Source organism: Nocardia sp. bgisy118 (assembly GCF_057708605.1).
This window is the reverse complement of the sequence record NZ_JBYISM010000043.1, coordinates 42,002-55,457: the sequence shown is the minus strand read 5'-3', so window position 1 is coordinate 55,457 and position 13,456 is coordinate 42,002. Positions and strand designations below refer to the sequence as shown.

13 protein-coding genes are annotated in these 13,456 nt (G+C 68.7%); 12 read left to right on the top strand and 1 reads right to left on the bottom strand.

Going from position 1 to position 13,456, the window contains the following annotated elements:
- Positions 1 to 586: 586 nt before the first annotated feature.
- From argC to AC3EO7_RS35540, 6 genes are all read left to right on the top strand, one after another.
- Entirely contained in the window at positions 587 to 1,642 is a 1,056-nt protein-coding gene (gene argC, locus AC3EO7_RS35565; protein WP_435593597.1) for an N-acetyl-gamma-glutamyl-phosphate reductase, read from the top strand.
- On the top strand, positions 1,639 to 2,871 hold the full coding sequence (gene argJ / locus AC3EO7_RS35560) for a bifunctional glutamate N-acetyltransferase/amino-acid acetyltransferase ArgJ (protein WP_435593596.1): 1,233 nt from the start codon (positions 1,639 to 1,641) through the stop codon (positions 2,869 to 2,871). Before argC ends, argJ begins: the two co-directional genes overlap by 4 nt.
- Entirely contained in the window at positions 2,868 to 3,794 is a 927-nt protein-coding gene (gene argB, locus AC3EO7_RS35555) for an acetylglutamate kinase (protein ID WP_435593595.1), read from the top strand. Before argJ ends, argB begins: the two co-directional genes overlap by 4 nt.
- The gene (locus AC3EO7_RS35550) at positions 3,791 to 4,990 is read left to right on the top strand and encodes an acetylornithine transaminase (protein ID WP_431970766.1); all 1,200 of its coding nucleotides are present in this window, start codon (positions 3,791 to 3,793) and stop codon (positions 4,988 to 4,990) included. The genes argB and AC3EO7_RS35550 overlap by 4 nt, the downstream gene beginning before the upstream one ends.
- A gap of 76 nt (positions 4,991 to 5,066) precedes the next feature.
- Positions 5,067 to 6,008, top strand: a complete 942-nt coding sequence (argF, locus tag AC3EO7_RS35545) for an ornithine carbamoyltransferase (RefSeq protein ID WP_431970767.1) — start codon at positions 5,067 to 5,069, stop codon at positions 6,006 to 6,008.
- Between the two features lie 114 nt (positions 6,009 to 6,122).
- A complete protein-coding gene (locus AC3EO7_RS35540; protein WP_431970768.1) occupies positions 6,123 to 6,635 on the top strand; it encodes an arginine repressor in 513 nt (170 codons plus the stop codon).
- Positions 6,636 to 6,805: 170 nt separating this feature from the next.
- Here the strand turns inward: AC3EO7_RS35540 and AC3EO7_RS35535 are convergent, their stop codons facing one another.
- A complete protein-coding gene (locus AC3EO7_RS35535; protein WP_435593594.1) occupies positions 6,806 to 7,876 on the bottom strand; it encodes a YVTN family beta-propeller repeat protein in 1,071 nt (356 codons plus the stop codon).
- A 254-nt stretch (positions 7,877 to 8,130) separates the two neighbouring features.
- On the opposite strand from AC3EO7_RS35535, the gene AC3EO7_RS35530 reads away from it, so the two are divergent.
- From AC3EO7_RS35530 to AC3EO7_RS35505, 6 genes are all read left to right on the top strand, one after another.
- The gene (locus AC3EO7_RS35530) at positions 8,131 to 9,141 is read left to right on the top strand and encodes an acyl-CoA dehydrogenase family protein (protein WP_431970770.1); all 1,011 of its coding nucleotides are present in this window, start codon (positions 8,131 to 8,133) and stop codon (positions 9,139 to 9,141) included.
- A gap of 221 nt (positions 9,142 to 9,362) precedes the next feature.
- Positions 9,363 to 9,953 (top strand): Uma2 family endonuclease, encoded by a 591-nt coding sequence (locus AC3EO7_RS35525; protein ID WP_435593593.1) that lies wholly within the window; start codon positions 9,363 to 9,365, stop codon positions 9,951 to 9,953.
- A gap of 338 nt (positions 9,954 to 10,291) precedes the next feature.
- Complete coding sequence (locus tag AC3EO7_RS35520) at positions 10,292 to 10,822, top strand: DUF3558 domain-containing protein (RefSeq protein WP_435593592.1); 531 nt, start codon at positions 10,292 to 10,294, stop codon at positions 10,820 to 10,822.
- A 17-nt stretch (positions 10,823 to 10,839) separates the two neighbouring features.
- On the top strand, positions 10,840 to 11,226 hold the full coding sequence (locus AC3EO7_RS35515) for a hypothetical protein (protein ID WP_435593591.1): 387 nt from the start codon (positions 10,840 to 10,842) through the stop codon (positions 11,224 to 11,226).
- A 3-nt stretch (positions 11,227 to 11,229) separates the two neighbouring features.
- Positions 11,230 to 12,522: a hypothetical protein gene (locus AC3EO7_RS35510; RefSeq protein ID WP_435593590.1), complete on the top strand. Its 1,293-nt coding sequence runs from the start codon at positions 11,230 to 11,232 to the stop codon at positions 12,520 to 12,522.
- Positions 12,523 to 12,574: 52 nt separating this feature from the next.
- Positions 12,575 to 13,372: an ESX secretion-associated protein EspG gene (locus tag AC3EO7_RS35505; RefSeq protein ID WP_435593589.1), complete on the top strand. Its 798-nt coding sequence runs from the start codon at positions 12,575 to 12,577 to the stop codon at positions 13,370 to 13,372.
- Positions 13,373 to 13,456 lie beyond the last annotated feature (84 nt).

Below are 13,456 nucleotides of genomic sequence, written 5' to 3'. Positions count from 1 at the left end.
CCCCCCCCCCCCCCCCCCCCCCCCCGCCCCGTCCTGCGCTGCCCGCCCCGTCCTGCGCTGCCCGCCCCGTCCTGCGCTGCCCGCCCCGTCCTGCGCTGCCCGCCCCGTCCTGCGCTGCCCGCGTCGTCTCGCGCTGCCCGCGTCGTCTCGCGCTGCCCGGTCCTGCGTTGTCTTGCGCTGCCCCGGCCCGCGTCGTCTCGCGCTGCTTCGTTTCGTCTCGCGCTGCTGCTCAGGCCGGGTGCACCATCTGGGAGACGCCGGTATCGTGGTCCCGGACTCCGCCCGCTCACTAGCGCAGCCGGCGCTCGCAGCCGCACCAGCGGCCACCCCGAGGCCCACTCCAGGCTGGAGACCATCGGCTCCGGCGTTCTCGATCCGATCTTCGTCGGGTTTCCAGAATCGGGTCGATTTTCGGCCGTGCTGGGTAACACAGTGCTGTGGGTGTCGTTCGGGCTGTTCATCGCGGTGGCGAGGGTGCCGGTCGGCCCGCTGCCCGCCCCGTCGGTGGGGCGCTCGGCACCGCGAGTTCGAACGCTTGTCGCACCCCGTCCATGAATGGGATTGCATAGTCGTGCATAATCATTTCATGGCTGATTCGGATGCGCCCCCGTTGCGGGTTGCTGTTGCCGGTGCGAGCGGGTACGCGGGCGGCGAGGTGCTGCGCCTGCTGCTCGGGCATCCACGCTACCGAGCCGGGCGCCTCGAGGTCGGGGCGCTGACCGCGGGTTCGAACGCCGGAACCACCCTCGGCGAGCACCAGCCGCATCTGCTGCCGCTGGCCGACCGGGTGCTCGCCCCGACCACCACGGACGAACTGGCAGGCCACGACGTGGTCTTCCTCGGCCTGCCGCACGGTCAGTCCGCCGCCATCGCGCAGGCGTTGCCCGAATCCACCGTGATCATCGACTGCGGCGCGGACTACCGTCTCCGCGACGCCGCCGCCTGGGAGAAGTACTACGGCAGCGCGCACGCGGGCAGCTGGCCCTACGGCCTGCCGGAACTGCCCGGCGGGCGGGACGCGCTGCGCGGCGCGACGAGGATCGCGGTGCCCGGCTGCTACCCGACCGTCGCGAGCCTGGCCATGGCGCCCGCCGTGGCCGCCGGGATCATCGAGCCTCAGGTGACGGTGGTCGCGGTGAGCGGCACCTCGGGCGCGGGCCGCAAACTGGACGTCGGCCTGCTCGGCTCGGAGGTGATGGGTTCGGCCCGCGCCTACAACATCGCGGGCGCGCACCGGCACACCCCGGAGATCGCGCAGAACCTGAAGGCCGCGGGCGGCGTGGACGTCGCGGTGTCGTTCACCCCGGTCCTCGCCCCGATGCCGCGCGGCATCCTCGCCACCTGCACCGCGCCGACCGCGGTGGACGCCGCACAGGCCCGCGCCGTCTACGAGAAGGCCTACGCCGACGAGCCTTTCGTGCATCTGCTGCCCGAAGGCGTGCTCCCGCAGACCGGTTCGGTGCTCGGCTCCAACGCCGTCACCCTGCAGGTCGCGGTGGACGCCGACGCGGGACAGCTCGTGGTGATCGGCGCGATCGACAACCTGACCAAGGGCACCGCGGGCGCCGCGGTCCAATCCATGAACCTGGCCGTCGGATTCGACGAGACCGAGGGCCTCACCACCGTAGGAGTGGCACCGTGACGACAACCGCTGGGACCTCGACCGAGAGCGCGAACGGCAAACTCGTCCGCAGCCAGGGCGTGACCGCGCCGCTCGGCTTCCGCGCCGCGGGCATCGCGGCGGGTATCAAGGCGAGCGGCAAACCCGATCTGGCGCTGGTCTTCAACGAGGGCCCAGAATACGCCGCGGCCGGGGTGTTCACCCGCAACCAGGTCAAGGCCGCGCCGGTGCTGTGGTCCCAGCAGGTGTTGAAGTCCGGCAGGCTGCGCGCCGTGATCCTCAATTCCGGCGGGGCCAACGCCTGCACCGGTCCCGGCGGCTTCCAGGACACCCACCAGACCGCCGAGAAGCTCGCCGAGGCGCTGAGCAACTGGGGCACCGAGACCGGCGCGGGCGAAATCGCCGTCTGCTCGACGGGTTTGATCGGCGACCGGCTGCCGATGGACAAGCTGCTGCCCGGTATCACCGCGATCGTGCACGAGATGGGCGGCGGCATGTCCGGTGGCGCCGACGCGGCTTACGCCATCATGACCACCGACACCGTGCCCAAGGAGGCCGCCTTCCACCACCGCGACAAGTGGAACGTGGGCGGCATGGCCAAGGGCGCGGGCATGCTCGCGCCCTCGCTGGCCACCATGCTGGTCGTGCTGACCACCGACGCCGCGGTGAGCGCCGAACAGCTCGACAAGGCGCTGCGCAACGCCACCCGGCTCACCTTCGACCGGCTCGACGTGGACGGCTCCTGTTCCACCAACGACACCGTGCTGTTGCTGGCCAACGGCGCCAGTGAGGTCACCCCGTCGCAGGAGGAGCTCGACGCCGCGGTGCTCGCGGTCTGCGACGACCTGGCCGCCCAGCTGATGGCCGACGCCGAGGGCGTCACCAAGCGGGTGACGATCACCGTCACCGGCGCGGTCGACGAGGAGCAGGCGCTGATCGCGGCGCGCGCGGTGGCCCGCGACAGCCTGGTCAAGACCGCGCTGTTCGGCTCGGACCCGAACTGGGGCCGGGTGCTCGCCGCGGTCGGCATCGCGCCGATCACGCTGGACCCGAACCGGATCTCGGTGTCGTTCAACGGGAATCCGGTCTGCGTCGACAGCGTCGGCGCGCCGGGCGCGCGCCAGGTGGACCTGTCCGGCGCGGACATCGCCGTGCTCGTCGAGCTGAACGTCGGTGACGGCACGGCCGTGGTCCGCACCACCGACCTGTCGCACGGTTACGTCGAAGAGAATTCGGCCTACAGCTCATGACGAGTCCGGCGATTCACGAACTCTCGGCGCTGGACAAGGCGCACGTCCTGGCCGACGCACTGCCCTGGTTGCAGAAGTTCCGCGACAAGATCGTCGTGGTGAAGTACGGCGGCAACGCCATGATCGACGACGAGCTCAAGCGCGCCTTCGCCGCGGACATGGCGTTCCTGCGCACCGTCGGCGTGCATCCCGTGGTGGTGCACGGCGGCGGCCCGCAGATCAGCGCGATGCTGAAAAGGCTTGGCCTGCAAGGGGAATTCCGCGGCGGCTTCCGCGTCACCACGCCCGAGGTGATGGACGTGGTGCGGATGGTGCTGTTCGGTCAGGTCGGCCGCGAGCTGGTCGGGCTGATCAACGCGCACGGGCCGTACGCGGTCGGCATCTCCGGCGAGGACGCCGGACTGTTCACCGCGACGCGGCGCACCGTCGACGTGGACGGCGAGGCGACCGACATCGGCCTGGTCGGCGACGTCACCGAGGTCAACCCGGAGGCGGTGCTCGATCTGATCGGAGCCGGACGCATCCCGGTGGTCTCCACCATCGCCCCCGACGTCGACGGCGTGGTGCACAACATCAACGCCGACACCGCGGCGGCCGCGCTCGCCGAGGGCATCGGCGCGGAGAAACTCGTGGTGCTCACCGACGTGGAGGGCCTGTACACCGACTGGCCCGACCGGTCCTCGCTGACCAGCCACATCGACGCCCACGAGCTGGCCGCCTTGCTGCCGAGCCTGGATGCGGGCATGGTGCCCAAGATGGAAGCCTGCTTGCGCGCCGTGCTCGGCGGTGTGCCGACCGCGCACGTGATCGACGGACGGGTCCCGCACTCGGTCCTGCTCGAGCTGTTCACCGGAGAAGGAATCGGAACGATGGTGACGCCCGTCCCGGCTGGGACCGGCGCACCGAACGGAACGAAATCATGAGTACTGTCGACGAATTGCAGCAGCGGTGGTCCGCCGCGATGATGAACAACTACGGCACGCCGAGGGTCGCGCTGGTGCGCGGCGCGGGCGCCGTGGTCTACGACGCGGACGGCAAGCGCTACGTCGATTTCCTCGGCGGTATCGCGGTCAACAGCCTCGGCCACGCCCACCCGGCGATCCTCGCCGCGGTCACCCAGCAGCTGGGCACCCTCGGTCACGTCTCGAATCTGTATGTCAGCGAACCGGTCGTCGAACTGGCCGAGCGGCTGCTCGCGCACTTCGGCGACGGCGAGGGCAAGGCGTTCTTCTGCAACTCGGGCACCGAGGCCAACGAGGCGGCGTTCAAGATCGCCCGGCTGACCGGGCGGCACAAGATCGTCGCCTGCGAGGAGGCGTTCCACGGCCGCACCATGGGCGCGCTGGCGCTCACCGGCCAGCCGTCCAAGCGGGCGCCGTTCGAGCCCATGCCGCCCGGCGTGGTGCACGTGCCCTACGGCGACGCGGCCGCGCTGGAGGCGGCGGTCGACGACGAGACCGCCGCGGTGTTCCTCGAACCCATGATGGGGGAGAGCGGCGTGGTGGTCCCGCCGATCGACTACCTGGTCAAGGCGCGCGAGATCACCGCGCGGCACGGCGCGCTGCTGGTGCTCGACGAGGTGCAGACCGGCATCGGCCGCACCGGAAAGTTCTACGCGCACCAGGCCGTCGGCATCGTGCCCGACGTGATCACGCTGGCCAAGGGGCTCGGCGGTGGTCTGCCGATCGGCGCGGTGCTGGCCAACGGCCGGGCGGCCGAGCTGCTCACGCCCGGCCTGCACGGCACCACGTTCGGCGGCAACCCGGTGTGCGCCGCGGCGGCGCTCGCGGTGCTGCGCACCATCGACGAGACCGATCTGCTCGCCCACGTCGAGTCGGTCGGCAAGCGGCTCAGCGACGGCATCGAACTGCTCGAGCACCCGCTGATCGATCACGTGCGCGGCGCCGGCCTGCTGCTGGGAGTCGTGCTCACCCAGGACGTTTCGGCACAGGTCGAGGCGCGGGCGCGGGAAGCGGGGTACTTGGTGAACGCGCCCAAGCCGAATGTCATCCGGCTGGCGCCCCCGCTGGTGCTCACCGAGACCCAGTCGGACAATTTCGTCGCCGACCTGCCGGAGATACTGGACGGCGCCGCGGCGGACGCGAAGGAGGCCCGGTAATGAGCGAACGAAGTGAGCGAATCATGTGCCAGCGCGCCCCGCGCATGCCGGAGCCGAGCGGCAGCGAGGCGCAGGCATGAGCGAGCTGCGGCACTTCCTGCGCGACGACGACGTCTCGCCCGCCGAGCAGGCCGAAATCCTCACGCTGGCGGCGGAGCTCAAGAAGAACCCGTTCGCGCACCGCCCCCTGGAGGGCCCGCGGGGAGTCGGGGTGATCTTCGAGAAGAACTCCACCCGCACCCGCTTCTCCTTCGAGATGGGCATCGCCCAGCTCGGCGGACACGCCGTGGTGGTGGACGGCCGCGACACCCAGCTCGGGCGCGAGGAGACCCTCGCCGACACCGGCCGGGTGCTCTCCCGCTATGTCGACGCCATCGTCTGGCGCACCTTCGAGCAGGTCCGCTTGGACGAAATGGCCTCGGCGGCAACGGTTCCGGTGGTGAACGCGCTGTCCAACGAGTTCCACCCCTGCCAGGTGCTCGCCGACCTGCTCACCCTGCGGGAACGCAAGGGCGATCTGACCGGGCGCAACCTCGCCTACTTCGGCGACGGCGCGAACAACATGGCGCACTCGCTGCTGCTCGGCGGCGTCACCGCCGGGTTGAACGTGACCATCGCCGCGCCTGCGGGTTTCGAGCCGCTGCCGTGGATTCTGGAGGACGCGCGCAAGCGAGCCGCCGAGACCGGGGCGACGATCACCGTCACCGGCGACCCGGTGGCCGCCGCGGCGGGCGCGGACGCGCTGGTCACCGACACCTGGACCTCCATGGGCCAGGAGAACGACGGACTGGACCGGGTGGGCCCGTTCCGCCCGTTCCGGCTAGACGACGCGCTGCTGGCCAATGCCAAGCCGGACGTCGTCGTGCTGCACTGCCTTCCGGCGCATCGCGGCGAGGAGATCACCGACGAGGTGCTCGACGGACCGCACAGCGTGGTCTGGGACGAGGCGGAGAACCGCCTGCACGCGCAGAAGGCGCTGCTGGTGTGGCTGCTGGCCAGACGCGGCGGTGCGGCGTGATCGGGCGACGTACCGTGCCGGTGCGGGAGGGGCGACGATGAGCGAACGCAGTGAGCGAATCATGTGCCAGCGTGCGACACGCATGCTGGAACCGGGCGTCAGCGAGGTGCAGGCATGAGTGTCGACGCGACGGTGCCTGGCAAAGGTCCCGCGATCGCCCGAACCCGCGCCGGACGGCAGTCGCGCATCGTCGAACTGCTGTCCGCGCACTCGGTGCGCAGCCAGACCGAACTGGCCGCGCTGCTGTCCGCCGAAGGCATCGAGACCACTCAGGCGACCCTGTCGCGTGACCTCGACGAGCTGGGCGCGGTGAAGCTGCGCGCGGCCGACGGCGGCGCGGGCGTCTACGTGGTGCCCGAGGACGGCAGCCCCGTCCGCGGCGTGACCGGCGGCACCGACCGCCTCTCGAAGCTGCTCGGCGACCTGCTCGTCTCCACCGACGCCAGCGGCAACATCGCCGTCCTGCGCACCCCGCCGGGCGCCGCGCACTACCTGGCCAGCGCCCTCGACCGTGCTGCCCTGCCTTACGTCGTGGGCACCATCGCGGGCGACGACACCATCGCCGTCATCGCCCGCGAACCCCTCACCGGGGCCGAACTGGCCACCCGCATAGAACAACTCGCGTAAGCGGGGTCGCTCGACTCGCCGGGCAGGTCTCGATGGTCAGCACCCGGACCTCCCGGGGTCGGCGAGCCGTACCGGTCCGCCGCCACGTACTTCTCCTGTTGTCGAACGATTGCGTCCGGCGTCGCAGCTCGTGACCGACGGTGACCGGTGGCGTGACCGACCAGGACTACTCACTCGGGTGCGAGGACCCGCACGGTTCGGTCCGATTCGCAAGTGACATAGACGTGATGAGTTGTCGTGTCCACAGCGATGCCCTCCGTGCAGGAGGGGGACTTTGCCAAGCGGCGCGAGGCGGTGACTTTGCGGACAATGGTGTCGATCATCGTGACACTTTCGAACGCACCGGAGGTGACGTACACGGTGTGCTCGGTGGGATCGATCGCCACGCCGAGGGAAACGTCCATTCCCAGCTCGATCTTGCCTGCGGCAGTGCGTTTTTCGGTATCGATGAGCGTCACCGAGTGCCCTTCCATGCGGGTGACGTAGGCGGTGCGCGAGGCCGCGGCGATGGCGATGCCCTGCGGTGAACCATCCACCGGGATCGTCGCACTCACGGTGTAGGTGCCGGGGTCGACGACGGTGACGCCGTTCTTGGTGACGACCCAGAGCTGGTGGGAGTTCGGGTCGACCGCCACTGCGGTCGGCTCGCCGCCGACCGGGATGGTCGCGACGATGGCCCGGGTACCGGTATCGATCGCGGTCACGGTCCGGTGGTAGCGGTTGGCGACGTACACGATGTGGCGCTCGGGGTCGATGGTGACGGCGCTGTGGTCGCCGCCCGCCTCGATCTTGTCGATGACGGACCGGGTATTCGGATCGATGATCACCAACTCACGATCCGAGCCGTTCAGGATCAGGTAGACCAGATGAGTGGCCGGGTCGATCGCCATCGGCTGGAGGCTTGTCGTGGGCACCCCGATCTCTACGGTGCCGGTAACCCTCTGGGTGGCCGTATCGACGATGTACACCGACTCGTCCGCGCTGCTGGTGATGTAGGCATGCCCGAGCCCGGAATCGATCGCGACGCTCTGCGGATCGTCGATGGTCTCCAGGCTCGCCAGAATTCGATACGAACCGGGGCCGACGTCGGCATACGGGTTCGTGGCGGGGTCGGTCGTGGTCGGAGTCGTGGTCGAGGTGGTCGGGAACGTCGTCGCGTGCCGGGGAGAGGCGCAGCCGCTGGCGAAAATCCCAACGGCTACAAGGCCTACACCCCCGATTAGCCTTGTCCTGAAACGCATTCACAAAAATCTAGCACCGCCGAGCCGAAGTGATCGCCCGCCGCGCTCTCCGTGCACCGCGGTCTGCCAGGCTCGATCGGGGCCATTCTGCCGTCCGATCACCGCGGCGGTTGTGCGGAATCGAGAATGGGGCAACTCGCCTGACGGTCGGCGGGTTGTCGCCGCCCGGCCGCATTCGCCGCGGGCACGTAGCATCGGGGCGTCGCGAAGATCGTTGGGCGCCTTGATCAATGGCGTGACCGGAAAGTGGGCGAATGGTCGAGAACTGGGTGCGTGCAGCGGAGTTGTTGGTCGAGGAAGTCCTCGATCGCGCCGCCGGGGAGGTGGATCGCAGCGGGGTGATTCCGGCGAGCCATTTCGACGCGCTCGCGGAAGGCGGGTTCTATGGGTTCCCGCTCTCGGCGGGGATGACGCCCGGCACGCTGATCGACACTGCCGCGACCCTCATCGGCGGTTGTCTGGCAACGGGTTTCGTGTGGGCGCAGCATCTGGGCGCGTTGCGCGCGGTCGCGGTCGCCGACAATGCCGCCCTGCGCGAGCGCTATCTGGCGCGAATGACGGCAGGGACGTACCGGTGCGGTGTGTCGTACGCGGGCGCTCGGTCGGCGCCGACGCTGTTCGCCGAAGCCGTCGACGGCGGCATGGCGATCAGCGGCACCGCGCCGTTCGTCACCGGATGGGAGTACGTCGACGCGGTGGTCGTGTCGGTGCGCACCACCGGAAACGGCTCGGAATCCGTTGCGACGGTGCTGGTTCCGACGCGGGACCTGGAGGGCGTCGCGGTCGAGCGAATCCCGCTGATCGCCGCGGATGCCAGCGCCACCGTGCGGATCACCTTCGAGCGGGCGTTCGTGCCCGACGAGAACGTCCTCGGGGTGAAATCGCTCGACGAGTTCCATTCCGGCCGTGGCAGCCTCACCGACTGGATCAACGGCGCACTCGCCCTCGGCGTGCTGTCGCGCTGTGTGCGCGAGCTGAAGGGACTCGGAATCGATGCCCACGACGACCGATACGCCGCGCTGCGCGAGCGATTCGCCACCGTGATGGGCGATGCCGAAGCGACCTACGCCTTGCGCGCCGACATCGCGCAAGCGGCGGTGCTCGCCGCGGCCGCGGGCGTCGTCGCGACAGGCAGCCGCGCCACCCTCGCCCACACCACCGCCGAGCGACTGATGCGGCAGGCGAGCTTCGCACTCGTCTGCACCACCCGCGAACCGATCAAGGACGCGCTGCTGGACCGCCTGCGACCGGCCGACCTCGGTTGAGCCGCGACCGATCATCTGTCAGTACTTCGTGCTGGTGGGCACCGCTTCCGCGAACACCGAGTTCGCGACCGCGGGCACATCGAGCCCGGTGTCGAGCATGTCGACCGAGACAGCTCGGATAGCGCAGCACCGGGGAGGCCGGATGCCAATCAGCACAGGCGGGACCACCACGAAAGCCGGGTCCGTGGTCGAGCCCGGTTCGAACTGTAATGATGTCCGGTATGAGCGCTCCCGACGAGCTGCGCGTGACGGCCGAGGAGTTCGCCGAAGGGGCGACCGCCGAGCTCAGTGACATCGAGATCGTCGACGGGCGCGTGGTCCGGCTGGTGGCTCAGAGCCCGGCGCACAGCCGCGTGGTCCGGCGACTGGCAGGGATGCTAGAAGCAGCCCGGCGTGACGGCGGGCCATGCATGGTGGTGGACTCCGACGTTGCCGCACGATTCGCCGACGCGGAATCCGCAACAGCGGATCGGCGGTTGAACATCCGCTACCCCGATATCTGGATCCGGGACTGCGAACCCTACGATGTCGACACCGTGCGTGAGCACATCCTGCTGGTGGTCGAGGTCACCTCCGAATCGACCATTGATGCCGATATCAACGACAAGCGAATTCAATACGCAACCGCAGGCATTCCTCGGTATCTGATCGTCCGGCTGGACCAGAAGGAAGAACGCATCGAAGAGATCGAGGAATACCGTCTCGACTGGTCCGGTCGCCGCTACGCTGCCCACGCGGTCCACCGACGTGTATTGCTCCTCGACGACCCGGTCGAGGCGACCATTCCATTCGATGTATTGGAACAACCGTAGCGACCAGCCGGTCGGCAACTGGCAGGTGGCCGTCAGCGTGCACGCGGTCACCGAAATGGCGGGCGAACAGTCAGGACCTCGTGTCACCACCTGGCGTGTTTCGGGTCGGCCGTTGCGGATTCGGCGTCGTGAACTCGGCGAAACCGATCGTCGCTCGCGCGGCGATCCTCGTGTGCCAGCGCGCTGATCCCGAGTTCTGCGGTGCGCGCTTGATCCAACGCCGACAGCGGTCCGGAGTATCCGACTCGCGGCAGAATACGCGGAGGCGAGGTTCATCCCACCGGGGTTGGGGGCTGGTCGGCTGCTAGAGTCGGGTGTCGGCGATCGAAGGGGAGGGTATGGCGCGCAGGATCGTGGGGAGCGTTCTGGCAGCGGCGGTCGTATCTGTTGTCGCAGCTTGCGGTGGGACGACCGAGGGGTCGCCGTCGACCAGTACCAGCGCCGCGGAGGCGCCGTTGTTCAACCCGTGCACCGGGATTCCCGATGATGTGTTGCGGTCGGCTGGGGTTGATCCGGCGACGGAGGAGAGCGGGATCGCGGGGGTGCATCAGCACGGGTGGGAGATCTGCGGGTGGATCGGGAAAAAGTATGCGATCACGGTGTATTCGACGTGGCGCACCGTGGCGGAGTTCGAGAAGAAGCCAGGCAATGTCGATTTCCGGGACGTCACGGTTGCGGGACGCAAGGGGCGGCAGTTCAAGGTCGAAGGGGCTTCGAAGGATCTGGACTGTAGCGTCCTGTTCCCTGCGTCGCAGGGGGGAGTCCTGCAGTTGCAGATCGGTAACAGGGCTTCACTCGATGACCGGGAGGATCCGTGCACGGTGCTGTATAGAGTCGGTGAATTGATCGTTCCGGTTCTTCCGGCCTGATCAGGGAGGGGGCAGGGATGAGTGAGCAAAATGTGGCGCTGTGGCGGTCGTTCGCTGAGCAGGCCCGGGCGGGGGAGTTGTACCTCGACGACGAGGCAGCGGCACGTCAAGTGATAGCTGCCTGTAAACGTCGCCTCGACGACCTCGATCAGCTCCGAATTCTTGCCACCCGATGTGAGAACGTATCTGGCTTCGGCGATTTCGATATGGCGGACGTGCTGGCCGGGAAGTTCCGTAAGCAGGCGATAGGCACTCCCAACTCGATAGATGTCATCATCACGAAAGACATCGAAGTAGTGCAGGACATGCGCGACATCATGGCAATCTCCATCGCGCGTCTCAACAACCAGGACTACACGAATTCAGCGGCGATCACCGCGATCATCGATTCCGTGGGGGAGTAGATCGTGACGGGCATGAACGGCGGCATGTTCAGTTGGAGCGCAGGGGATATGGGCTCCGCCATGCTGGAAAGCCTGACCGATTGGATCGCGGGGGAAGAGCGGAAACCGGGCATCAGTCCGGGAGATATTCAGGGGCGATTCAACCGGCAGCGCGATGATGTCCGAGGCAAAGCCGACGATGTCGGTTTCGATGGCGCTTTCCATCCGCGGGAAGTGCTGGAAGAGGACGAGTTCGAGGACCATGATGTCGCCACTCTGCGCACGAAGGCCGACGCGATCGATCTGACGGCGGTCGGCAACCTGATCACCGCGTGGCAGGCGGTCGGCGAGCGTGCGCGCGAATCGCTCGAGACGTTCACCGGCGCTATCACCCGTTTGACCGAGGAGGGGGTGTGGCGCGGCGCGTCGAGCGACGCCGCCGTCGCGGGTGTGCGCGACTACGCCACCCATGGTGCGCAACTGCCGAACGCGGCGGCACTCACCAGCAACAAACTCGCCGAACTCAAAACGGGATTGGAGCCGACAAGGCTGCTGGTCCCGTACCCGCCCGACGACCGGTCCTTCACCGACAACGCGCGTTCGTGGATCGCCGGTCGCGGCTGGCGCAGCAACTCCGAAGCGCAGGACACCGCGAAGGCCGAGGCGCTGCGAGTGCTGACAACGGTCTTCGCTCCGGTCGTCCGGGAATCCGATACGAATGTGCCGGTGCTTCCGCAGCCGTACAACCCGGTGCAACCCGGTGATAAACCGCCGCTAACCGGTCCCGGTCCCGGCCCAGGCGGCCCTGGTCCAGGACCCGGTGGCCCCGGCCCGGGCGGCACGCAACCGGAACCCGAACCGGACACCCCCACCGAGGACCCGGACTCGAATCAGACGATCCCGAGCGGAACCGATCCGACCTCGACCGATCCGGCGTCCACGAATCCGGCGTCGACCACTCCGGCGTCCACGCCCACGACGAACCCGACCGGCTTGCCCGATCGCCCCGGGCCGGGCCCGGGAACCCCGGGTCCGCCAGGTCCGGGCGGGACGCCCGGTGTGCCCTCGCCCGGTAGCTCCATCCGCGGGGTGCCGGTCACGGCCACCACCGGCGCTCCGGCCTCGGCGGCGAGTCCAGCGACTCGCGCGGCGATGAGTGGTTTGGGCGGTCTCGGAGCTCCCGGCGCGCGCGGCGGGCGATCCGAGGAGGAGTCGAGCAAGGGCATACCCGACTACCTGATCAGCAGGGAACACGGTGAGGAACTGACCGGGCTGAAGGATCTGCCCAAGGTGGTGCCCCCGGTGATCGGGGAGTGAGACGAATCGCTGTTCGCCTGTGCACGAGCGTTTTTCGACAGGCCGCACAGTCATGGACGACGCGTCGGAATGGGGCGAGATCATGAATACCGTGCGGCGGTGGCGGTTCACCGCGCTCGAATTCCGGACGCTGTGGGAATCCACGGGCCGCGACGTGCTGCCTTATCCGTTGCGCCACCATTTCACCACCCAATACCGCTCGGACAGCCTGCGGTTGCGGCAGGCGGCCGCGCTGGCGGTGCGGCCGCAGCTCGACGACGACCTGGTGCGGGCGGTGCACGTGCTGTTCGCGCCTGAAGCACGCATCGAGCTGGCGGGGTACCTCGGCGTCCGGCGGGACCGTGAGCTGCGAGCCCACGCCGGCGTGCACGACGAGCACGGCGCGCTGGCCGTGCAGGAACACAGCGGCGACGGGCACGGCGACGTGACACTGACCTTCTTGCCCGCCGCCCGGGTGGCCCGCGCGGTCGTCGATGTGCTGCCGGAATACCCTGCGGGACAGCGCGAACCGATGACGATCCCGATCGAAGAACTGGAGGGTCCGCTTCCTGCGGTGCGCGACGCGTGGCGGCCGACGCCGCGTGAGGAGTTCGAGAATTTCTTCGCCCGCCCCGTCCGCGCGACAGTCCACGTCGGCGTCTACCCGTGGGGCAGCGCCGACAACCGGCACATCAAGGGCCGCAAAGACTTCCAGATCACGGACTTCGAAGGCGACGGCCGCTACGTCACTTTCGGCTCGCGCATGGTCATCGCCAAACCCACCACCCGCGAACGCATGACGGCGACGGTGCACGAGATGATCGGCCGCACCGTCGAAGAAGTCCGCGCGGGCGACCACCCGCCCCGCTGATCTCCCGGCGCGCTGCGTTCGGAATAGTCACAGCGCTACCTGGGTGTCGCGTTCCGCTCCGCTCGATCGGGTAGCGCTGTCATG

Coding starts and splice junctions, on each gene's coding strand:
- argC (WP_435593597.1), top strand. CDS start 587: ATGGCTGATTCGGATGCGCCCCCGTTGCGGGTTGCTGTTGCCGGTGCG.
- AC3EO7_RS35535 (WP_435593594.1), bottom strand. CDS start 7,876: ATGCGTTTCAGGACAAGGCTAATCGGGGGTGTAGGCCTTGTAGCCGTT.
- argF (WP_431970767.1), top strand. CDS start 5,067: ATGAGCGAGCTGCGGCACTTCCTGCGCGACGACGACGTCTCGCCCGCC.
- AC3EO7_RS35520 (WP_435593592.1), top strand. CDS start 10,292: ATGGCGCGCAGGATCGTGGGGAGCGTTCTGGCAGCGGCGGTCGTATCT.
- AC3EO7_RS35515 (WP_435593591.1), top strand. CDS start 10,840: ATGAGTGAGCAAAATGTGGCGCTGTGGCGGTCGTTCGCTGAGCAGGCC.
- AC3EO7_RS35550 (WP_431970766.1), top strand. CDS start 3,791: ATGAGTACTGTCGACGAATTGCAGCAGCGGTGGTCCGCCGCGATGATG.
- AC3EO7_RS35540 (WP_431970768.1), top strand. CDS start 6,123: ATGAGTGTCGACGCGACGGTGCCTGGCAAAGGTCCCGCGATCGCCCGA.
- argB (WP_435593595.1), top strand. CDS start 2,868: ATGACGAGTCCGGCGATTCACGAACTCTCGGCGCTGGACAAGGCGCAC.
- AC3EO7_RS35530 (WP_431970770.1), top strand. CDS start 8,131: ATGGTCGAGAACTGGGTGCGTGCAGCGGAGTTGTTGGTCGAGGAAGTC.
- AC3EO7_RS35525 (WP_435593593.1), top strand. CDS start 9,363: ATGAGCGCTCCCGACGAGCTGCGCGTGACGGCCGAGGAGTTCGCCGAA.
- AC3EO7_RS35505 (WP_435593589.1), top strand. CDS start 12,575: ATGGACGACGCGTCGGAATGGGGCGAGATCATGAATACCGTGCGGCGG.